Annotated in this window: 20 protein-coding genes; 9 read left to right on the forward strand and 11 right to left on the reverse strand. The window is 57.4% G+C overall.

What is annotated here, in order from left to right; translation table 11 throughout:
* Nucleotides 1-375: 375 nt before the first annotated feature.
* The gene (katG, locus tag ACR0AJ_RS20150) at nt 376-2,577 is read right to left on the reverse strand and encodes a catalase/peroxidase HPI (protein ID WP_480741764.1); all 2,202 of its coding nucleotides are present in this window, start codon (nt 2,575-2,577) and stop codon (nt 376-378) included.
* A 397-nt stretch (nt 2,578-2,974) separates the two neighbouring features.
* On the opposite strand from katG, the gene ACR0AJ_RS20155 reads away from it, so the two are divergent.
* On the forward strand, nt 2,975-4,591 hold the full coding sequence (locus ACR0AJ_RS20155) for a GMC family oxidoreductase (protein WP_480741766.1): 1,617 nt from the start codon (nt 2,975-2,977) through the stop codon (nt 4,589-4,591).
* 3 nt (nt 4,592-4,594) lie between these two features.
* Here the strand turns inward: ACR0AJ_RS20155 and ACR0AJ_RS20160 are convergent, their stop codons facing one another.
* Nucleotides 4,595-5,440: an SDR family oxidoreductase gene (locus ACR0AJ_RS20160; protein WP_170349453.1), complete on the reverse strand. Its 846-nt coding sequence runs from the start codon at nt 5,438-5,440 to the stop codon at nt 4,595-4,597.
* Between the two features lie 90 nt (nt 5,441-5,530).
* Here ACR0AJ_RS20160 and ACR0AJ_RS20165 point away from each other — a divergent pair, with 90 nt between their 5' ends.
* Nucleotides 5,531-6,163 (forward strand): class I SAM-dependent DNA methyltransferase, encoded by a 633-nt coding sequence (locus tag ACR0AJ_RS20165; RefSeq protein ID WP_170349455.1) that lies wholly within the window; start codon nt 5,531-5,533, stop codon nt 6,161-6,163.
* A 4-nt stretch (nt 6,164-6,167) separates the two neighbouring features.
* Here ACR0AJ_RS20165 and ACR0AJ_RS20170 read toward each other — a convergent pair whose 3' ends face one another.
* Both ACR0AJ_RS20170 and ACR0AJ_RS20175 read right to left on the reverse strand, forming a co-directional pair.
* Nucleotides 6,168-7,157 carry a sterol desaturase family protein gene (locus ACR0AJ_RS20170; RefSeq protein WP_170349457.1) on the reverse strand — a complete coding sequence of 330 codons (990 nt, stop codon included), beginning with the start codon at nt 7,155-7,157 and terminating at the stop codon, nt 6,168-6,170.
* Nucleotides 7,158-7,168: 11 nt separating this feature from the next.
* The gene (locus tag ACR0AJ_RS20175; protein WP_480741768.1) at nt 7,169-7,924 is read right to left on the reverse strand and encodes a class II aldolase and adducin N-terminal domain-containing protein; all 756 of its coding nucleotides are present in this window, start codon (nt 7,922-7,924) and stop codon (nt 7,169-7,171) included.
* A gap of 116 nt (nt 7,925-8,040) precedes the next feature.
* Between ACR0AJ_RS20175 and ACR0AJ_RS20180 the strand changes: the two genes are divergently transcribed.
* The 4 genes from ACR0AJ_RS20180 to ACR0AJ_RS20195 all read left to right on the forward strand — a co-directional run bounded on the left by ACR0AJ_RS20180 (nt 8,041) and on the right by ACR0AJ_RS20195 (nt 12,741).
* Nucleotides 8,041-8,916, forward strand: coding sequence for a LysR family transcriptional regulator (locus tag ACR0AJ_RS20180; RefSeq protein WP_170349460.1), 876 nt, complete (start codon nt 8,041-8,043; stop codon nt 8,914-8,916).
* A 144-nt stretch (nt 8,917-9,060) separates the two neighbouring features.
* On the forward strand, nt 9,061-10,863 hold the full coding sequence (gene ade / locus ACR0AJ_RS20185; RefSeq protein ID WP_170349462.1) for an adenine deaminase: 1,803 nt from the start codon (nt 9,061-9,063) through the stop codon (nt 10,861-10,863).
* Nucleotides 10,860-12,323: an AMP nucleosidase gene (locus ACR0AJ_RS20190; RefSeq protein ID WP_480741770.1), complete on the forward strand. Its 1,464-nt coding sequence runs from the start codon at nt 10,860-10,862 to the stop codon at nt 12,321-12,323. The genes ade and ACR0AJ_RS20190 overlap by 4 nt, the downstream gene beginning before the upstream one ends.
* 130 nt (nt 12,324-12,453) lie before the next feature.
* A complete protein-coding gene (locus ACR0AJ_RS20195; RefSeq protein ID WP_170349467.1) occupies nt 12,454-12,741 on the forward strand; it encodes an HU family DNA-binding protein in 288 nt (95 codons plus the stop codon).
* A gap of 61 nt (nt 12,742-12,802) precedes the next feature.
* Here the strand turns inward: ACR0AJ_RS20195 and ACR0AJ_RS20200 are convergent, their stop codons facing one another.
* From ACR0AJ_RS20200 to ACR0AJ_RS20210, 3 genes are all read right to left on the reverse strand, one after another.
* Nucleotides 12,803-13,036, reverse strand: a complete 234-nt coding sequence (locus ACR0AJ_RS20200) for a hypothetical protein (RefSeq protein WP_480664474.1) — start codon at nt 13,034-13,036, stop codon at nt 12,803-12,805.
* Nucleotides 13,037-13,206: 170 nt separating this feature from the next.
* Nucleotides 13,207-13,560: a hypothetical protein gene (locus ACR0AJ_RS20205; protein ID WP_480649344.1), complete on the reverse strand. Its 354-nt coding sequence runs from the start codon at nt 13,558-13,560 to the stop codon at nt 13,207-13,209.
* A 145-nt stretch (nt 13,561-13,705) separates the two neighbouring features.
* Nucleotides 13,706-14,902, reverse strand: coding sequence for a BCCT family transporter (locus ACR0AJ_RS20210; RefSeq protein WP_170349838.1), 1,197 nt, complete (start codon nt 14,900-14,902; stop codon nt 13,706-13,708).
* 182 nt (nt 14,903-15,084) lie between these two features.
* Between ACR0AJ_RS20210 and ACR0AJ_RS20215 the strand changes: the two genes are divergently transcribed.
* Entirely contained in the window at nt 15,085-15,972 is an 888-nt protein-coding gene (locus ACR0AJ_RS20215; protein ID WP_170515191.1) for a DMT family transporter, read from the forward strand.
* Here the strand turns inward: ACR0AJ_RS20215 and ACR0AJ_RS20220 are convergent.
* The gene (locus tag ACR0AJ_RS20220) at nt 15,948-16,469 is read right to left on the reverse strand and encodes a glutathione peroxidase (protein ID WP_480649347.1); all 522 of its coding nucleotides are present in this window, start codon (nt 16,467-16,469) and stop codon (nt 15,948-15,950) included. The genes ACR0AJ_RS20215 and ACR0AJ_RS20220 overlap by 25 nt on opposite strands.
* A gap of 142 nt (nt 16,470-16,611) precedes the next feature.
* On the opposite strand from ACR0AJ_RS20220, the gene msrB reads away from it, so the two are divergent.
* On the forward strand, nt 16,612-17,061 hold the full coding sequence (msrB, locus tag ACR0AJ_RS20225) for a peptide-methionine (R)-S-oxide reductase MsrB (RefSeq protein ID WP_170349474.1): 450 nt from the start codon (nt 16,612-16,614) through the stop codon (nt 17,059-17,061).
* Nucleotides 17,058-17,567 (forward strand): peptide-methionine (S)-S-oxide reductase MsrA, encoded by a 510-nt coding sequence (gene msrA / locus ACR0AJ_RS20230; RefSeq protein WP_170349476.1) that lies wholly within the window; start codon nt 17,058-17,060, stop codon nt 17,565-17,567. Before msrB ends, msrA begins: the two co-directional genes overlap by 4 nt.
* Nucleotides 17,568-17,588: 21 nt before the next feature.
* On the opposite strand, the gene ACR0AJ_RS20235 is transcribed toward msrA, so the two are convergent.
* The 3 genes from ACR0AJ_RS20235 to fzlA all read right to left on the reverse strand — a co-directional run bounded on the left by ACR0AJ_RS20235 (nt 17,589) and on the right by fzlA (nt 21,442).
* A complete protein-coding gene (locus ACR0AJ_RS20235; protein WP_480741773.1) occupies nt 17,589-19,592 on the reverse strand; it encodes a hydantoinase/oxoprolinase family protein in 2,004 nt (667 codons plus the stop codon).
* A gap of 72 nt (nt 19,593-19,664) precedes the next feature.
* Nucleotides 19,665-20,702 carry a tRNA epoxyqueuosine(34) reductase QueG gene (gene queG / locus ACR0AJ_RS20240; protein WP_480741775.1) on the reverse strand — a complete coding sequence of 346 codons (1,038 nt, stop codon included), beginning with the start codon at nt 20,700-20,702 and terminating at the stop codon, nt 19,665-19,667.
* Nucleotides 20,703-20,776: 74 nt separating this feature from the next.
* A complete protein-coding gene (fzlA, locus tag ACR0AJ_RS20245) occupies nt 20,777-21,442 on the reverse strand; it encodes an FtsZ-binding protein FzlA (RefSeq protein ID WP_170349481.1) in 666 nt (221 codons plus the stop codon).
* Nucleotides 21,443-21,496 lie beyond the last annotated feature (54 nt).

Here is a 21,496-nt window from a genome sequence, read left to right on the forward strand (position 1 = left end):
ATAACCTCAGCGCGCCCGCCTAACAAATCCCTCAAGATGCCCCCAGTCTCTCCTGAGCGTCTCCGCCGTCTCCAGCGTCCCAACACCGCCTCAGCAGCGCCGGTGAAGGGGTATTTACGGATTAGGTCTGGGACCTGCAACCCCCATTTTGAAAAAACTACGCTTTTCCCCTCAGAAACTTACCCACCTTAATGAAATCAATAAGTTAACTTAACAATTCGTGGGAAAAACCCGCTTACAGGCCACTGAAATTGGGGGAAGGGTTGATCTATGGGCGGAATCGTACCCAATGCTTGGTATGCGCCCCGGGGCTGGGCCAAAGAAAACGCCGCCCGAGTCTCTTCGGACGACGCAATCATTACGTTAGTCGCGTGTTTACGACAGATCGAAGCGATCCGCGTTCATCACCTTGTTCCAGGCCGAGACAAAGTCGCAGACGAATTTGCCCCCGGCATCGGCCTGACCGTAGACCTCGGCCAGCGCTCGCAGTTGCGAGTTTGACCCAAAGACCAGATCAACACGTGTTCCGGTCCACTTGACCGCCCCGCTGGTGCGGTCGCGGCCTTCATAGACGCCGTTGCCCGCAGCTTTCCACTCGGTACCCATGTCCAGCAGGTTGGTAAAGAAATCGGTGCTGAGCGTGCCGACGTTGTTAGTGAACACACCATGTGTTGTGTCGCCGAACGTCGCGCCCATTACCCGAAGCCCGCCAACCAACGCCGTCATTTCCGGGGCTGACAGAGCCAGCAGCTGCGCCCGATCGATCAACAGTTCTTCGGGCGATACGCTGTAGTCGGACTTTTGATAGTTCCGGAAGCCGTCTGCAAATGGCTCCATCACCGAGAACGACTCGACATCCGTCTGATCCTGCGTCGCATCTGTGCGGCCCGGGGCGAACGGTACCTGAACCTCATGACCCGCCGCTTTGGCGGCCTGTTCAATACCGGCTGCACCGCCCAGAACGATCACATCGGCCAAAGAGACCCGTTTGTTGCCCGACTGCGCATCGTTAAACGCTTTCTGAACGCCTTCCAACGCATCCAGCGCTTTGGACAGCTTCATCGGTTCGTTCACGTCCCAGTCTTTCTGCGGCGCAAGACGGATGCGGGCGCCATTGGCTCCGCCGCGCTTGTCCGACCCGCGGAATGTCGAGGCCGAAGCCCAGGCGGTCGACACCAGTTCAGAGACCGACAGGCCGGCTGCCAGAATCTTGCTCTTCAGGTCAGCCGCATCCGTGTCGTCGATCAGGTCGTGATCCACGGCCGGTACATTGTCCTGCCACAGCAACTCTTCGGTCGGGGCCTCATCACCGATATAGTTCGAGCGCGGGCCCATATCGCGGTGGGTCAGCTTGAACCAGGCACGGGCAAAGGCGTCCGCGAACTCTTCCGGGTTCTCGTGGAACCGCTTTGAGATCGGGCCATAGATCGGGTCCATGCGCATCGCCATGTCCGCCGTTGTCATCATTGTCTTGACCTTTTTCGACGGATCATGCGCCGCAGGGGCCATATCTTCTTCTTTCACGCCGACCGGTTCCCAGATCCAGGCGCCCGAGGGGCTTTTGGTCAGGTTCCAGTCATAGCCGAACAGCAGGTCGAAATAGCCATTGTCCCATTGGATCGGGTTCGCGGTCCACGCCCCTTCGATCCCGCTGGTGGTGGTGTCGTCACCCTTGCCCGAACCGAACTTGTTTATCCAGCCAAGGCCCATTTCCTCGATCGGCGCAGCCTCGGGTTCCGGACCAACTAGATCGGGATCACCTGCGCCGTGTGCCTTGCCAAAGGTGTGACCACCCGCGACCAATGCGACTGTCTCTTCGTCATTCATTGCCATCCGACCAAACGTGTCGCGGATGTCACGACCAGAGGCCAACGCATCAGGCTGCCCGTCGGGGCCCTCGGGGTTCACATAGATCAGGCCCATCTGCACGGCGGCCAGCGGGTTTTCCAGATCACGCTCGCCTGAATAGCGGCTATGGGGATTGTCTGTCGGAGCGAGCCATTCCGTTTCCGTACCCCAATAGATGTCTTCTTCGGGTGCCCAGATGTCTTCGCGGCCACCGGCAAAGCCAAAGGTGTTGCCACCCATGGATTCGATGGCGCAGTTACCGGCCAAAATAATCAGATCTGCCCAGGAAATCTGATTGCCGTATTTCTGTTTGATTGGCCACAACAGACGGCGCGCCTTGTCCAGGTTGCCGTTGTCCGGCCAGCTGTTCAGCGGCGCAAAGCGTTGGTTGCCGGTCGACGCGCCACCACGGCCATCTGCGGTCCGATACGTTCCGGCGCTGTGCCAAGCCATCCGGATGAACAGTCCACCGTAATGACCGTAATCTGCCGGCCACCAATCCTGAGAATCCGTCATCAGCGCGTACAGGTCTTCCTTCAGCGCCTTCATGTCCAGCTTCTTGAACTCTTCCGCGTAATTAAAATCGCCCCCAAGCGGGTTCGACGCGGGCGCATGCTGGTGTAGGATCGACAGGTTCAGTTGGTTGGGCCACCAATCCCGGTTTGACCGGGTTCCGGCGCCATGCATCACCGGGCATCCGCCCGTTTTGGGGTTATCACTTCCATCCATATCGATCTCCATTCCTGGCTAATTTCCGGCAGGTTCGCACGGTTCAAACTTGGTCGATCAAGAACTCATGCAGATGACACCTTTACCCGCCCTTAACGCGCGCCCAGGGGCACGCGTTTTTCGCTCGGGGGGATCGGCGACTCTTTGGTCTTGTCACCACCAGAAGTAGCAAATCAAAATCATGCATAAAAGTTTTGTTTAATGATGAATGTGATAGGAAATGATTATGATATTTTCATAATCCACTGCGTTACGACCCGTTCACCGGCAGCACCACAAAATAACCTTGGGTCACATCCTAATAGCGCCAATTGTTTTTTTCGACCGCTGCGCCACAGTCAGACCCACGGAAGGTTACAGGCATAGCCATGCCCGATCCGGCACTGAGGGAGTCAAGATGGAATTCGACTACGTCATCGTTGGCGGCGGGTCCGCGGGTTCGGTACTGGCCAATCGCCTCAGCGCCGACCCAAACACCCGCGTTTGCCTGCTTGAGGCCGGCGGTCGTGGCGACAGTATTCTGGTCCGTATGCCCTCGGCCGTGGTCGCTGCCCTGCCCGGGCGGCCAAAGATCAACAACTGGGCGTTCGAGACCGTGCCGCAGCCGGGCCTGAACGGACGCCGGGGGTATCAGCCGCGCGGCAAGGCACTGGGTGGGTCCAGTGCCATCAATGCGATGCTTTACATACGGGGGCAGCGTCAGGACTATGACGGCTGGTCCGATCTGGGCTGCACCGGCTGGGATTGGGAGAGCGTGCTACCCTATTTCAAACGATCCGAGAACAATGAGGACGGAGCCGATGATCTGCATGGTGACAGCGGTCCGGTTCAGGTTTCACACCAAAAAGAGCCGCGCCCGATCACTCATGATTTCATCCGCGCAGCCGAACAATTGCAGCACCGCCGCACGCATGACTTTAACCGTGGCGACAATGAGGGGGTCGGCCTTTACCAAGTGACACAATTTCACGACCCGGTCCGAAATGGAGAGCGTTGTTCAGCAGCTGCGGCCTATGTCTTTTCGGTGATGGACCGCCCGAACCTGAAAGTCATCACTCATGCAGTGGCAAAAGAGCTGACATTCGACGGCAAGCGCGCGAGCGGCGTGATCTACAAGAAAAAAGGCAAAGGGCCCGACATCGCGGTTACGGCCAGACGAGAAGTGCTGATTTGTGCCGGTGCGCTCAAATCTCCGCAATTGCTGCAACTGTCAGGAATTGGGGATGGCGCGGACCTTGCCCGACACGGCATCACGGTGCGCCATAACCTGCCCGGCGTTGGTCAGAACCTGCAGGATCACCTAGATTTTATTCTGTCCTACAAAACAAAAGACACTGACAATTTCGGGATCGGGGCGACCGCATCGGTGAACCTGCTGCGGCACCTGCTGCGTTGGCGTAAGACCGGCGTTTCAATGGCGGCCACGCCGTTTGCCGAAGGGGCGGCTTTTCTGAAAACATCGCCTGATCTGGATCGGCCTGATATTCAGCTGCATTTCACTATTGCCTTGGTCGACGATCACGCCCGCAAACTGCATTACGGTCACGGATTTACTTGCCACGTCTGCAAATTGCGCCCCGAAAGCCGGGGCACGGTGGGGCTGCACAGCGCCGACCCATTCGCCGCCCCTGCCATTGATCCAGCGTTCCTGTCTGACGACCGTGATCTGGAAACGCTGATCAAGGGCGCGCGGATGACGCGTGACATCATTCAGGCCCCGGCGCTGGAGAAGTATCGGCACAAGGAAATGTTCGGAACCGAAACCGCGCAAACCGATGCCGATTGGGAAAACCACATCCGCGATCGCGCCGACACGATCTATCACCCGGTCGGGACCTGCAAAATGGGTTTGGATGACATGGCCGTGGTCGACCCGGAATTGCGCGTACGTGGTATTGATGCGCTGCGCGTGATCGACGCTTCGGTTATGCCGACGCTGGTGTCCGGCAACACCAATGCTCCCACCATCATGATTGCCGAAAAGGCCGCTGAACTGATCAAGGCTGCTGGCTGAGCGTCAGGTGTCTTTCATCAGGGCCTCAAGCCCGGTGCGGTAATCAGGATAAAGCAGACGTACGCCCAGTTCGTCCTTGATCCGATCATTCCTGACCCGCTTGTTTTCGTTATAGAAACTGCGGGCCATTGGGGTCAGATCAGCCTCGTCGAACGGCACCTCTGGCGGTAAGGGCAGGCCCTGCAACTCAGCGGCATAGGCGATCACGTCCTGCGGTGGCACCGGCTCATCATCGCAGACGTTATATATGGCACCAGGGTTGGGCGCGGCCATCGAGGCGGCCAGAACCTGTGCGATATCCGCGACGTGAATGCGCGAAAACACCTGACCGGGCTTGATAATACGCCGCATCCCCGCCCGCTTGAGCTTGGAAAACGGACCGCGACCGGGACCATAGATGCCCGCCAGCCGGAAAATATGTGTGGGCAGATCAGGGATGCTCATCCACTGCTGTTCAGCCTTCACCCGCCATCTGCCACGCTCAGCCGTGGGCGCAGGCGGGGTAGTTTCATCCACCCATGCGCCTTGATGATCGCCATAGACTGCGGTCGTCGACAGGTATCCCACCCATTCAAACTGCGCAGCCCGCGCAGAAATCTCATCTTGCAGGGCAGCCAGCACCGGGTCTCCGTCCGCTTTCGGCGCCGTCGAAATCAGCAAATGCGTCACCCCGTCCAGATTCGGCACCTGCCCTGGCCAGACCAGCGGGTCTGCTCCGGATGCGCGAATAGCGGGGGATTGGGCCGGGTCGCGTGTGGTGCCGCAGATACGCCAACCTTGTGGTTCAAGTAGCTGGGACAAGGCTTGCGCCGAATATCCGTGGCCGAACGAAAAAAGAGTTCCTGTCATGGCGCCTTAGATGATCCGCAATCCCGGCGGATGCAAGCAATTGCGCCGGAATACTTGATTCGAATCCCTCAATGCGCCTTTCTTTTGAGTATGAGTGACAAAACACCCAATCTGCACGCTGCCTATGCCCTGGACTCACCGGAAGAACACAAACGGCTCTATGCCGAGTGGGCCGGGGACTATGACGATTCCTTTGCAGCACTTGAAGACTATCAACTGCACATCCATACGGCCCGTGCCTTTGTGAGCGCGGGTGGGCAAGGCCCGGTTCTGGATGTGGGCGCAGGCACAGGACTGTGCGGTGCGGTTCTGGCCGGTCTGGGCGTCGGGCCAATTGACGCCACGGATATCAGCGCCGAAATGCTGGATCAGGCCATGCGCAAGGATATCTACCGCGATGCGATTGAGGCAGACCTGAACCAGGGTATCCCGGTCCCGCGCGACAGCTATGCGGGCATCGTATCCTCGGGCACTTTCACCCATGGCCATCTGGGCCCTGAGGCCCTGCCCGCCCTGCTGCGCATCGCCCGCCCCGGCGCACAGTTCGCCCTGTCGATCAACGCAAAACACTATGAAAAAATGGGCTTTGCCGAAACCTTGCATAAAATGGCGCAGGGCCAGATTCGAAACCTGACCCTGCCCGAGGTGCGCATCTATGGGGACCTCGCCGCAGGCCCCAACAAGGATGATACCGCTCTGATCGCCTTGTTCGAGCGGAGCTGACCTTTCAGGTATACATCTGCTTTTTGAAAGCGCGCGTCCGCGTCGTCGCCTCGGCCGAGCCGTCGTGATAGGTGCCAAACCACTTGTCGAACGGAATCTCAGAGGTGCCGTAGTTGCACTCGAAATACCGATGATGCAGCTGGTGGAAGAAGTCCCCTGCGCGGGCGGCATCGGTTTCCCGGGCACGCAGCTTTTCAAATCCGGAATGCGACAGGACCGGGCTGACCTGTTGGAAATAGGCATGGAACAGCAGGTGCAGCGGATGCGAGGGCACGATCAAGTGGATGAAGTAGGTGGTGAAGTACAGGATGTTTTCGAACCAATGGTTTGAAATGCCTGACCACGGCCCCGTATTTACGTTGCGGTGATGCACGGCATGCACGTGTTTATACAGCTTGGGGTGATGTTCCAGCCGATGCACCCAGTAAAAATGCAATCCCGACCACATCGGTATGAATGCCAGCCAAACCACGCACCAGACCGGTGCGCTGGCCCAAGTTACGGTGGGCACATAGCCGTTCGCCATCGCCCAGTAGATGATCCACTGATACACTGTCGCGACTGTCATCGCGCTGCCCAGCGTCCACCAGATATTGTCCCAAACCTGATTGCGAAAGGTGAACGTGCCGTTGCTGCGGGTCAGGTCGCGGCGGTCGAACTTTTTGTACATGCCCTGCCCTTTGCGCATGTACAGCCACCAGTGCAGACCACCCGCGATTAGAATCTGAGGCACCATGTTCAGCAGCCAAATGCGGAACATCCAGCCGGGTGCAAAGCTTGTCATCGTCTCTAACGCTGGGAAAAAGAGTACATAGGCTGTCACCGCCACCACCAAGCACAGAGTCAGCGACGTGATCTGCAACCAGGCACCGCTATACCATTTCAGCACGGCAGCGGGGCGCGGGGGCCAGTTGAACAACGGGTTCAATCCCACTGGCCCCTCGGGGTGGTAATTCCAGCGGGCGGCTTCGGGGTCCTGAGTGGAATCAGTCATAGCATTACCCTTTATGAGGCGTAGTCTGAGCCATCGGCATCCAGCAGAGCCTTGATTTCACGCAGATGCGCATCGGCCTGGTCGGGATACTCGTCCAGTTCCTGTGCCGTCTTTTCGGCAATCTCATCCGACAACACGCGCAACGGCTGGCCGGTTTGCAGCGCACGGATATACGTTTCGGCCGCGCGTTCGAAATAGTACAACCGGTTGAACGCATCCGCGGGATCGCTTCCGATCACCAACACGCCATGGTTGCCCATGATCATGACCTTCTTCTGCGGATCCGACAGCATTGACGCGCAGCGCTCACCTTCGCTTTCAAAGGCCAGACCACCAAATTCGTTATCCACCACATAGCGATTGTAGAAGGTGGCCGTATTCTGATCGATCGGCGGCAGGCGACTGTCGGCCAGCGAGGCCAGAACGGTGGCAAAGATCGAATGCACATGCATCACACAGCGCGCATGCGGGCAATGGCGGTGGATCGAGCCATGCAATCCCCACGCGGTTGGGTCAGGCGCACCGGGCTGAGACATGAGGTTCGGGTCATTGGCATCCAGCAGCAACAGATTCGAGGCCTTGATACGGGCAAAATGCATCTGATTGGCATTCATCAGAAACTGCGTGCCATCATCATTCACTGCCAGACTGAAATGATTGGCGACGCCTTCATGCATGTTCAGACGTTCTGTCCAACGAAAGGTGGCGGCAAGATCTACGCGGTCCTCCCAGTGGTCGATATTGGGGCGCAGGTTTGTGATGGCCATTGCGGGCTCCGATAGGGTAGTTAGGGCTGCGGAAAAGCCTGCCTGCGCTTTAAAAAATTGACCAACGAAAAAAACAGTCCTAATTCATAAGTTGAGCTAATGGCAGGATTATGCGAATGCAGAAACAGCTTCCTCCGCTGGGGTGGTTACGCACGTTTGAAGCCGCTGCGCGCCACTTGTCCTTCACCGGCGCTGCCCGCGACCTGAACATGACCCAAAGCGCGGTCAGCCAGCAGATCAAATCGTTGGAGGGATATCTGGGCCAGCCCCTGTTCCTGCGCCGCCCGCGCGCGCTGGAACTGACCGAGGCCGGCATCACCTATCTGCCGGTGGTGCGCGAGGCGTTTCGAACGCTGGTCCGCGGCACGCAAGCCGTCACAGGCGCGCAGCAAAACGCCGTTCAGGTGCAAAGCAACATCACGTTTGCCGTCAATTGGCTGGCCCCGCGCCTGCCGCAATTCCGCGAGGCACACCCAGAAGTCCAACTGAACATTTTTACCGAATTATGGGAGCCGCGGGAGATGGCCGAAGGGGCCGCCGTGGAAATCCGATTTTCTCTGCGCCCATCCGATATGGTGCGAACGGAATTGTTGCGGACCGATTATTATTACCCAGTCTGTGCGCCGGGCTATGAAGTGATGCTGGACACGCTGCAACTAAAGCCGTTGTTCGATTGTTCGAATCTGCTGTCAAACTGGGCAAATTGGGCCGAAGAACAGGCTCTAATTTGGGGAAATCCGCCTATCACTTACTCGACAACCTATTTGGTCAGCCTGTCCGTCGCGATGGCAGGCGGGGGGCTATGCCTGACCCACGACACTATTGCACGCGGCTTAATCGAACAGGGGCGGCTTGTGGCCCCCTTTGCCCATCGCGCTCCAATGCCCGAAGCCTATTATCTGTTATTGTCACCCCAAGCCGAAGAAACCCCGGGGGCGCTGGCTTTTGCAGATTGGTTGCGCCGCGAGATGGAGGCAGACGCGCAGTCTTGATAAGGGGTACTCCCGCCCATCGTCACTGCCGCTGTGCGGCACTTCCTCTGGTTGGGTCCGGCAGCGCTGACGCGCTGCGTGACGGTTTCATGACAGCTGTACGGTGGGGGTTGAACCTTTCTCTGCATTCAGGAAAGTTGAGCCATGGAATACACACCTTTCCCAAGCTGGCCCGATGTCGCCCCTAAATTGATTGCCGTTGCCGCGGGACGGGAGGCCGCGGATTTGGTCATTCGCGGCGGCACTTGGGTGAATGTACATAGCCGCGAAACCCTACCCGATCACGACATTGCCATTGCCGCCGGGCGCATCGCGTATGTTGGGTCCGACGCGTCCCATTGCATTGGCCCCGACACGCAGATCATCGAAGCACATGGTCGCTATATGCTGCCGGGACTGTGCGACGCCCATATGCATATCGAATCGGGGATGTTGACCCCGGCTGAGTTTGCCCGTGCGGTGATTCCGCATGGCACCACCTCGATGTTCACCGACCCGCATGAGATTGCGAATGTGCTGGGGCTAGACGGCGTGCGCATGATGCATGATGAGGCGCTGATGCAGCCGGTGAACATCTTCACGCAGATGCCGTCATGTGCGCCGTCGGCACCGGGGCTTGAGACCACAGGTTATGAAATTACTGCTGAGGATGTGGCAGAGGCCATGAACTGGCCGGGCATCATCGGGCTGGGCGAGATGATGAATTTCCCCGGCGTTATTCACGGCGATCCGAAGATGCTTGCTGAAATCGCTGCGACCCAGCGAGCCGGGAAAACAGTCGGTGGGCATTACGCTTCGCCTGATTTAGGGCCTGATTTTGCAGCATATGTGGCCGGCGGACCAGCGGATGATCACGAAGGCACTTGCGAGGCCGATGCCATTGCCCGCGTGCGGCAGGGCATGCGGTCGATGATGCGGCTGGGCTCGGCTTGGTTTGATGTGGAAAGCCAGATCACAGCGGTCACCAATAAAGGATTGGACCCGCGCAATTTCATCCTGTGTACCGATGATTGTCATTCCGGCACCCTGGTCAATGACGGACACATGAATCGGGTTGTGCGCCATGCAATTGCTTGTGGTTGCGATCCGCTGGTGGCCTTGCAGATGGCAACGATCAACACGGCCACCCATTTCGGGTTGGAGCGTGAGATCGGTTCGATCACTCCGGGACGGCGAGCGGATATTATTCTCAGCTCGGACCTGACCGAGCTGCCCATCGAGATGGTCATTGCCCGCGGTCAGATTGCCGCCGAAAAGGGCGCAATTTCAGTAGATTGCCCGCATCTGAACTGGCCGGGTACTGCGCGCGACACCGTACATTTGGGGCACGCACTGACCGGTGCGGATTTCGAAATCAATGCCCCCGCAGGTGCCAATCGTGTGCAGGCCAATGTGATTGGCGTTGTGGAAAATCAGGCCCCCACAAAGGCGCTGAAATGCGAGCTGCCAATCATCGGCGGGTTGGTCGAAGGCGAAGGCGAGGTCTGCCAGATCGCGCTGGTCGAGCGCCACCGCGCCACCGGGGGGGTGACAAACGCCTTTGTCTCGGGCTTTGGATATCAAGGCAAAATGGCGATGGCTTCGACTGTGGCGCATGACAGTCACCACATGATCGTTGTCGGCACCGACCGTGACCAGATGGCACTGGCAGCAAACCGTTTGGCCGAGGTGGGGGGCGGCATCACTATATTCCGCGATGGCGCGGAACTGGCACTGGTGGAACTGCCCATTGCAGGCCTGATGTCGGATAGCCCAGCGACTGAAGTGGCGGCGAAAGCAGAACAGATGGTCGCGGCGATGCAGGCCTGCGGCTGCCAGTTGAACAACGCGTATATGCAGCACTCGCTGCTGGCCTTAGTCGTGATTCCCGAATTGAGGATTTCAGACCTTGGGCTGGTGGATGTGCGGACCTTTGAAAAGATCGACCTTTTGGAACCCCTTGCATGACAATAATCAGAACACCCGACGTTCCTACACCCGAGAAGTTCACCGACCCCGCGGCGGCGGTGGCTCGTCTGGAAGAGATTTACGATCAGGCGACCCAGTTCCTCTGCGACAGCTTTGCAAAGGCAATAGAAGGGGAGGCACCGCCCGAACGATTCAGAGCCTATTACCCGGAAATTCGCATCAAAACGGCGACCTATGCTCAGGTCGACAGCCGGCTTAGCTTTGGTCACGTCTCTGAACCCGGCACCCATGCCACCACGGTGACACGGCCCGAATTGTTCCGGTCCTACCTGACGCAGCAGATCGCCCTTTTGATCCGCAACCACGGCCAACCTGTGTCCATCGGCGCGTCGGACACGCCGATCCCGGTGCATTTTGCCGTCGCTAACAATCCCGACCTGGTGGTTCCGCATCAGGGAGCAGCCGGGTTTACGCTGCGCGATGTGTTCGACGTGCCGGATCTGACAACAACCAATGATGACATCGTTAACGGGGTTCATGATCACGAAGGGGATCACGGCCCGCTGGCCTTGTTCACCGCGCAACGGGTGGATTATTCGCTGGCACGGCTGGCGCATTATACGGCGACCGATCCCAGCCATTTCCAGAACCACGTGTTGTTCACCAACTACCAGTTCTATGTGTCCGAATTCGAAAACTACGCCCGATCACAGCTGGCCGATCCGGAAAGCGGCTATACCAGCTTTGTTTCAACCGGAAATGTCGAGATCACCTCGCCAGATGGCACATTGGACCAACCCCTGAAACTGCCGCAAATGCCGACCTATCACCTCAAACGCGAGGATGGGTCCGGGATTACTCTGGTCAATATCGGGGTGGGGCCGTCGAACGCCAAAACAGCCACCGACCATATTGCCGTCCTGCGCCCGCATGCCTGGTTGATGGTGGGCCATTGCGCCGGATTGCGGAACACCCAGGCATTGGGGGATTTCGTGCTGGCCCATGCCTATCTACGCGAAGACAAGGTACTGGACGACGACCTGCCCGTCTGGGTGCCGATCCCGCCCCTGGCCGAGGTTCAGGTCGCGTTGGAACGCGCCGTGGCCGAAGTCACCGAACTGGAAGGCTATGAACTCAAGCGGATCATGCGGACAGGTACCGTCGCCTCGGTCGACAACCGCAACTGGGAACTGCGCGATCAGTCCGGCCCAGTCCAACGCCTCAGCCAATCCCGCGCGATTGCGCTGGATATGGAAAGCGCCACCATCGCCGCCAATGGCTATCGGTTCCGGGTTCCATACGGCACATTGCTGTGTGTGTCCGACAAACCGCTGCATGGTGAATTAAAGCTTCCCGGGATGGCGTCGGCGTTCTATACCACTCAGGTCAGCCGCCATCTGGCGATCGGAATCCGTGCGATGGAACACCTGCGCGGCATGCCGTTAGAGCGTCTGCACAGCCGGAAATTGCGTTCATTTGACGAAACGGCCTTTCTCTGAAGCAAAAAAGCAACGAAATCCCCCTATTTTTAGGGTTTTCGACGCTACTATTCGTTGTGTTCGCCCACAATATCCCGTTACAGTTACGCGGTGAGGCCCTATTTATCGGGCACGTTAAGGAGACCAAGAAATGGCAAAGCCTATGACAAAGACTCAGCTGGTTGCTGCTCTCGCTGAGGAAATGGGAACCGACAAGAAAGCTGCAAACGCTGCGCTTGAGGCCGTGACCGGCCTGATCACCCGCGAAGTGTCGGCTGGTGGTGCGGTAACCCTGCCCGGTGTTGGCAAAATCTACTGCCGCGAGCGCCCCGAGCGCATGGTGCGCAACCCCGCCACCGGCGAGCAGTTCAAGAAAGAGGCCGACAAGGTGGTCAAGATGACCATCGCGAAGGCTCTGAAAGACAGCGTGAACGGCTGATCCCAGTCTAAACGGACAAGCGATTGAGGGCCGCCGATTGGGGGCCCTTTTTCTTTGCCTCTCAGTGCAGGCTTAGCAGCACTTCCAAATCGCGGCGGTTGAGGCGGGTCATCAAAGCCCTGTCATCAGCAGACAGTTTTGCCCCGTTGCGAATGTATGCCTCGAGATACGCGGCAATTTCACTGGTCGAGCGATAGTACAAATCCGGCGAAGACCGGCTGAGTTCATCCACAAGCCTAAACAGCAGTTTCTTCTGTTTTTCCGAGTCCAGATCTTTGCGTTTTTCTTCCAGCATGAAGTTTCCTATCACCCTTACAGACGAGGTAGGGCTTCATAGCTCTTCAACAACTCTTATGCGTTGTTTCTTTCCGGTATTTTGGGCGCTTTTTTTTGCACCTAGCGACTAGAAGCAATTTCGATTGCGATGAGTTCTTTCGACCCAAAGATCAAAACCCTGTTTAAAACTTAAATTGGCAACCAGCAATCCGCCTCGTCAAAATAAAACCTCGTGAAAACTGGAGGCGCAAGGAAGGGATTTGGCCTCAATAAGACTTCTATCAAAGCTGTTTCATCTGGAAGCTTTTCACTACTTACTAAAGAACTTTCGGCGTCAATAACCCAGTGGTGCAAGTTTTTTGATGTTAAAAACTCGACGAAAGCGTGCTTCTTCAAACAGCCAACTTTCGCGGTTTCATCAATCAAACGAATGTAGGAAGTTTGTCGACCGCTCAGGCTCTCAAGAGCCGCCAATCGATAGGACTGATAAGCAAAAGCAAAGGCAAGCAATGAGAATAGCAGTAAAAGAATTATTCTTTTCATAGTCTTAAGCTATGCATACACATTTGATTTCACAAGCCGACGCAAAGCAATAATCTTACTCTGCAATGCTGCGAAAACTGCCTGCTTTTCCGATGGAAACAACGGGCGCCTTGGCGCCCGTTTTTTGGTTAATCGCCAAAGTTGATCAGTGAACCGTTTCAACCTTGTGGAAGTCCAGATCGCGGTCTTCGGGCATCGAGTCGATGCTCAGCACCTCTTTGCGCTTGGCGATCAGGATATAGACCACGCAGGCCAGGTACAGGCCGACGACCACCGCTCCGATCCATTGGATCTGCAACCACTGGCTCTGGAACAACAGGGTCAGCACGAACAGCAGCACGACATTGCCTGCGACATAAATCGCCTTGCCGAACCGCTCGACCGTCATGTTCAGGTTGTCGGTGTAGAGCCTAATAAGAGAGTCCAGCGAGTTGATCACAAAGGTCACGCCCACAATCACCATCGCGATGTTGGTGATGCCTGCGGTGCTGATGCCGTTCAGGTGGTAGTAGTAGAGAACGGTGAACCAGATCGCCAACGGGATCGACGGGAAGATCAGCAGTGCCGCCAGCAATTGCCAGGTCTTCAACCCACCCACAAAGCGCGAGGTGAACTGGCCAATCATGATCGACCACGCAAACCACCAGAACAGGTAGAAGGCGTGATAGTCTGTCAGCGGCAGGACGAATTTGTGCAGGTTGGCGAAATAGGCCCCGATATTGCTGCTGGTTTCCGCAAAACCGGTAAAGCCCATGCCAGCTGCAACCCACATGCCAAGGATCAGCGCCAGAAACAGAAAGGTCGAGCCCACCGAAAGGATACGCACGTATTTCAGGTCGGTCGACGAATAGGCCGCCGCCAGAATGACCACAAATACGATGACATAGAAGGTGGTGACCACGGATTCGCCGTCTCCGACCTCGGGCAGGTAGCCGGGCAGGTAGATCAGGAACAGGCTGGCGGTAAAGGCGCAGGTGCCGATGATCACCACGTTGTTGATCAGCTTGACCAGCGGGATCTCAAAGAACTTGACCCGCGGTTCGATCACGCAGAAGTAGAACGCGGTCAGGAAATAGAAGGCCCAGATCAGAAAGCCCCAGAAGCCGAACTCGATCGCCAGCGGATTGGCAAAGGCATAGGCTGGATCTTCGGCATAGCCGCCGAACTCGGTCAGCGGGAACATGATCAGGCCGACATCCAGACCGGATGTGAACAGGATCGCGATGAAGGTGAACAGATGAACAGGCGTCACACCGACGCAGCGCAGATTCCACCATTTCACTACGAAGAAAGCGACCAGGCCCAAAGCCAATAGGACGCCAAAAGACAGAATGTATTCCAGAAGCACTGACAAACCTCCCATAATCAGCCAGATTTTTCGCATTTATCTTTAATTGGCCGGTCAATCAATAAAAACGTCGCAGTTTTCACGCTTGCCCCAAAGGTGTGGTTTTTTGGCAAGGGGCGCTTGCGGCCTGATGGAAATTCGGAAACAGTCGCCGCGTTCTGACTGGGGGATGCTCAATGGATCTGCGCGCCATCGCCATGGGGCTGGTTTTTGCTTTTATCTGGTCCTCGGCTTTCACCTCAGCCCGGATCATCGTTGCCGATGCGTCGCCTCTGTTCTCGCTGGCACTGCGGTTCTTGATATCGGGATTGATAGGCGTGGCTATCGCACGGGCCATGGGGCAAAGCTGGCACCTGACCCGATCCCAGTGGCGCGCTACAATTCTGTTCGGAATTTGCCAGAATGCCCTTTATTTGGGTCTGAATTTCTATGCGATGCAAACAGTCGAAGCCTCGGTGGCGGCTATAATCGCGTCCACCATGCCGTTACTGGTCGCTTTGGCCGGATGGTTGTTTTTGGGTGAAAAGCTGCGCCCGGTTGCGGTGCTGGGTCTGATCGCCGGATTTGCTGGCGTCGCCCTGATCATGAGCACCCGCATCGGCGGTGGCCTCGACCTGTTTGGTGTGGCTTTGTGTTGTATCGGGGCGCTGGCGCTGACTTTTGCCACACTGACCATTCGCGGCGCCACATCGGGCGGCAATTTCATGATGGTAGTCGGATTGCAGATGCTTGTGGGCTCAGCCGTTCTGTTTGTTGCCGCCCCCATATTCGAGACGATCTTTATCCACCCAACCGTGCCTCTGGCGCTGGCTTTCACCTATACCACTTTGTTCCCGGGCCTGTTGGCCACGCTAATCTGGGTTCTGCTGCTGGACCGGATCGGAGCCACCCGCGCGGCGACCTTCCATTTCCTCAACCCGGTCTTCGGCGTTACCATCGCCGCTATTCTATTGGGCGAAAAGCTAGGCCCGCTGGATGCTGTCGGGGTTGGGATCACGACACTGGGCATTTTAGCAGTGCAGCTTTCCCGCCAACCTGCTCAGGGCAATAAAGCCTCGACCTGACGCAGCAGCTTTGGTGAGTCCGGTTTCACATTTGCACCATATGTAACGACGACTTCCCCGTTGGGGTCGAGCAATATTTTGTTAAAATTCCAACTAGGCTCAAACCCGGTTTGCGCCTTTACCTCCTTGTAAAATAGATGGGCATCGGCACCCCTGACCGGCGTAATATCCGTCATTGGCAATGTTAGTCCATAATTCAACTCGCAGAATTGCCGGACTTCTTCAGCAGACCCTAACTCCTGATTGAACGAGTCTGACGGCACGGCCAAAACCACAAGTCCGCGGTTAGAATAAACCTCATGCACCTTTTGCAGAGATTCATATTGTCCGGTAAATCCGCAGTGTGACGCAGTGTTGACGACAAGAACCGGTTGTCCCCTCCAATCTGCGATCGAAATGGTGCCACCATCGATTGACGCGAATTCTCCGCTCAGCGGCGCGGCCTGAACGGCGCGACCAAGCATTATCAAAGCCGTTAGTAGAAGCATTCTGATCATTACATGGCCTCCCTTTGCTCTCATTACGTACGGAAACCGATTGCAGATCACCTGCACGACTGCGCGAGGACACTGAAATAGGGCTTTGAATTCTGCACCCCTGCCCCCAGATTATGCCACAAGTTTAATGACCGGAGGACCCATGACCCAATTCACTAAATCCCCCGAAGCCATCGCGGCATTGTCGCCCGAAGAGTTTCACGTCACGCAGCGCAGCGGAACTGAGCGCCCGGGCACCGGCAAATACCTGAGCAACAAGGAACCGGGTATTTACGTGGACATCGTCTCGGGCGAGCCGTTGTTCGCCTCGACCCACAAATACGAATCCGGTTGCGGCTGGCCCAGTTTCACAAAGCCCATCATCCATGAGCATGTGGAGGAGTTTCACGACGCCACCCATGGTATGATCCGCACCGAAGTCCGCTCGAAACACGGCGACAGCCATCTGGGACATGTGTTCCCGGACGGCCCGCGTGAACATGGCGGGCTGCGCTACTGCATCAACTCTGCCGCCTTGCGATTCATTCATCGCGATGAGATGGAGGCCGAAGGTTATGGCGAGTACCTGATCCATGTGGAGGACATCAAATGACCGAACAACGCGCCGTTCTTGCCGGGGGCTGTTTCTGGGGCATGCAAGACCTGATCCGCAAATTGCCGGGCGTGTCGCGCACGCGCGTTGGCTATACTGGCGGTGACGTGCCCAATGCCACCTATCGCAATCACGGCACCCATGCCGAAGGGATTGAGATCTTTTTCGATCCAGCCAAGATAACCTATCGCGAATTGCTGGAGTTTTTCTTTCAGATCCACGACCCGACCACGCCGAACCGTCAGGGCAATGACCGCGGGATGAGCTATCGCTCGGCCATCTATTTTGTCGATGACGAGCAAAAACAAGTGGCGCTGGATACGATCGCCGATGTGAATGCCAGCGGTCTGTGGCCCGGCAAAGTGGTGACCGAGGTCGAGCCCGTCAGTGATTTCTGGGACGCCGAGCCCGAACATCAGGATTACCTGGAACGTATCCCAAACGGTTACACTTGCCACTTCCCGCGCGCGGGGTGGGTTCTGCCCAAACGCGACGCGGCTGAATAATACGGGTAGCCCCCTGCGGGGCTATTCCGACGCAACGCGGGGCCTGCCACTGGCCTCAACGGTGACCATAGCCTCGACGAATACCTCCTGCGCTTCGATACGGGCAGTGCGGATGTCCCGGTCAACCACGACCCGTATATCCGCAGCCCCGGCCTGACGCACAGCGCCCTCTGCCTCGTCCCGCAGCACCGATTCAAGCATGTCCAGCGCCTTGTCGGATTCGGTGAAATCCTGTGGACCGTCCTCAAGATGTACCCTGAACCGCCCCTCGGACGGGGATGTCACCGTGCCGGACCGGCGCAGGGTCAGCCGTCCGACCACAGCACCGATGGCGTTGGCCACGCCCGCGTGTTCAGGCAGGATCATGCGGGCGTGCAGTCGTTCCCCAACCGCTGGGTAGTAGCTGGGGGCCGAGGCCCCAAGACCCACCACACCCACATTCAACGCTGTATCCAGCGCCAAAAGTCCACGATGGCGCGCCAGCCCTTTTTGCGTCAGAACGTGACGGGCAAGATCGGCAGAGGGCACGCCAAAGTCATCGGCCTCTTCAGCAAAAGCACTCTCTAGCAAGGTCAATGCGGTCTGTTCGGTCAACTGGTCCACGATCATCTGCGCCAGCTTTTCCGGTGATGCGGCCAACATGTCGCCGGTTCCTACACGCTTGCGCGCGACAATCTCCAACGCTTTACGCGCCGCATCCGCATCCCACGCATCCAGCCGGCCCAACATATGGCTGGCATCCGAAGGCGTCACGCCAGAGACCTGAACGATCCCGCGATCCACCAGGCGCGTCAGGGCACCGTTTTCCATCCGGGTGCGCAATAGATCGCTGAGCGGCATGACATTATTGCCCAACCGCTCCATCAACGCCTCTTCCCGCGCGCCCAGGCCTTCGGCGTGGATGCCTGGGACTTGGCGGGCAAACCGGGTATCATGTTCGCCCACCGTTGTGGACCGCAATTGCATATCCAAAACCGCGTGGACAACATCTGGTGCCTCAGATGCAATCAGGGAAACCGGCAAAACCCGTCGCGGCCCCAAAAACACACCGCCACCCAAACCTTCGGTCACCACATGCATCTGACTGTCACCACCCAGACCATGGGTACGCATCGCCACGGCTTCAACCATGGTGCGGAAACCGCCGACCTGAGCGCCCGCTGGGTCAATTGCAGGTTTGCCATCGCGGATCAGGGCCACATCCGTGGTCGTTCCACCGATATCCGACACCAGCGCATTCTCTGCCCCGGTCAGCCAACTGGCTCCGACGATAGACGCAGCAGGTCCGCTGAGGATGGTCTCAATCGGGCGTTCCCTTGCCTGTTCGGCACTCATCAACGCACCATCTCCACGCACAACCATCATCGGCGCGGTGATGCCCAATTCCAGCAACCGATCCTGTGCGCGCCCGATTAACCGGTCGATCATCCCGATCAAACGGGCGTTCAATACCGCCGTCACCGCCCGTTTCGGGCCGTTCAATTTGGCTGACAGATAATGTGAGCATGTCACCGGTGCGCCGGTCCTGTCGGTGATGATCCGTGCGGCCTCCAGCTCATGTGCGGGGTTGCGGGTGGCAAATTGCGAGGCCACCGCAAAGCCAGATATGCCTTTATGAGAGTCTAAAAATGCGTCCAACGCGGTCACATCCAACGGCGTGGTCTCTCCCCCGGCATGGGTGTGACCCCCGGAAATTACCAGCGCCGGATCGCCCTTCAGCGCATCCCGCAATCCGTGCTTATCCAGATCGCCATCCTTGAACCCGATGTAGATTAACGCAACCCGTCCACCCTGCCCTTCAACGAGCGCATTCGTGGCCAGTGTGGTCGACAAGGACGCCATGGAAATCTGCCCCGGTGCCACCTGCGCCGCATCCAGAACCGCCTGAATAGCCTTACCCACACCGATCGCCAGATCAGCTCGCGTGGTCAGGGACTTGGCCGAGGCGATCACCTCACGCTCATCCCGGATCAGCACCGCGTCGGTGTATGTTCCACCCGTATCCACCCCCAAAGCCAGCGCCATCGGGTTCTCCTTCCTGTTCGCTGCTGATGGGTGTAGCGGTTTGGACCGACACGTCCAGCCTGTTTGCGGCACTTACGCCAGTTGTTCGACCGCCCAGCGCGCGGCATCTGCCACCGTTGGGTCTGGATCTTCCACCAATCCTTGCGCCACCGGTCGCAACGAAGCCATTCCCGAATTGCCGATGGCATACAGAACATTACGCACGAACCGATCGCGCCCGATCCGTTTGATGGGCGACCCGGAAAACTTCGCCCGAAACGCGGCATCGTCCAATACCGCCAGCTCCGCCAGGGGTGGCGCTTTCAGATCGTCCCGTGCGGCGTACCGGACATCGCTGGCCGCAACGGCGAATTTGTTCCACGGACAGGCTGCCAGACAATCGTCGCAACCGTAAATCCGATTGCCCAGCTTGCCGCGCAGGTCTTCCTCAATCGGACCTTTATGTTCGATTGTCAGATACGAAATGCAGCGCCGCGCATCCAACTGATACGGGGCCGGAAACGCATCCGTTGGACATGAATCCAAACAAGCCCGGCATTTTCCACAATGATCGGTTTCGGCCACGTCGACCGGCAAGTCCAATGTCGTGAAAACAGAGCCTATAAAGGCCCAATTTCCCCAATCTCGGCTGACAAGGTTGGTATGTTTCCCCTGCCAACCCAGCCCTGCGGCATGGCCTAACGCCTTCTCTGGAACAGGCGCGGTATCAACAAAGACCTTAACTTCTCCGCCGCATTCGGCAATCAGCCAGCGCGCCAGCCGCTTCAACCGTTTCTTGACCAGATCATGATAATCCTTGTTCTGCGCATAAACAGAAATCGCTGCCCTGTCCGGGTAATCGAATACGTCCGTTGGATCATGCTCGGGCGCATAGCTTTCAGCCAGCATGATCACCGACCGCGCCTCGGGCCACAGGGCCGCCGGATCACCCCGCCAATGGGTACGCTCAGCCATCCATCCCATCTGCCCATGATACTCAGCCTGAAGAAATGCCTCCAGCCGTGACGGCACCTGCGGTACATCCCAGGGTCGACAGATCCGGCAAGACACAAAGCCCTCGCTCAGTGCCTGCGCCACCAACTTTTCCTTTAGATCCGATCCGCTCTTCATCTGGCTAAAAATATCCTTGGGGGTGAATTGGCCTATAGGGCCAAAAAGGGGCAAACAGCCCTTGTTCTACCCTATCAGAAATCCAGATCGGCGTAATGCGCAGGGGGTCGGAATCCAGGCACCTGATCCGCAAGAATCGACCGAAACGCGGGGCGTGACTTGATCTTGGCATACCAGTCTTTCACCGCTTGCGATCTATTCCAGTCCACGTCCGAGATATAATCCAGCGCTGACAAATGCGCAGCAGCGGCAAAATCGGCCAATGTCATCTGATCCCCCGCCAGCCAACGGCGGTGATCCAAAAGCCAGGCCATGTAGTCCAGATGATATTTGATTGCCCGCGCGCCTTCCTTGACGTTCTTGCTGTCCGGATAGCCTTCACCGGTGACTTTCTTGTTCACCCGTTCATAAAGCAGTTTCGAGGTCACCTCGTGGTGGAACTTATCATCGAACCATCCCACCAGACGCCGCACTTCGTACCGGCTTTCGGGTGTTTTCGGCATCAACGCAGGCTCCGGACGCGTTTCCTCGATATATTCACAAATCGCCGCGCTTTCCGCCATCACCTGCCCGTCCAACCGTAACACCGGCACCTTTCCGGCAGGGTTGCGGCGCAGGAAATCCGGGTCTTTCTCCCAGTATTTCTCTTCGACCAGCTCAACCTCGATCTTCTTTTCCGCCAAAGACAGACGAACCTTGCGGCAATAAGGGGACAGGGGAACGTGAAACAAACGCGCCATGAGCTTCCAATCGAACCAGTGTATACCCCCCAGCTTTAGCCTTGAGGGGTGTTG

Source organism: Ruegeria sp. CJ9 (assembly GCF_056536625.1).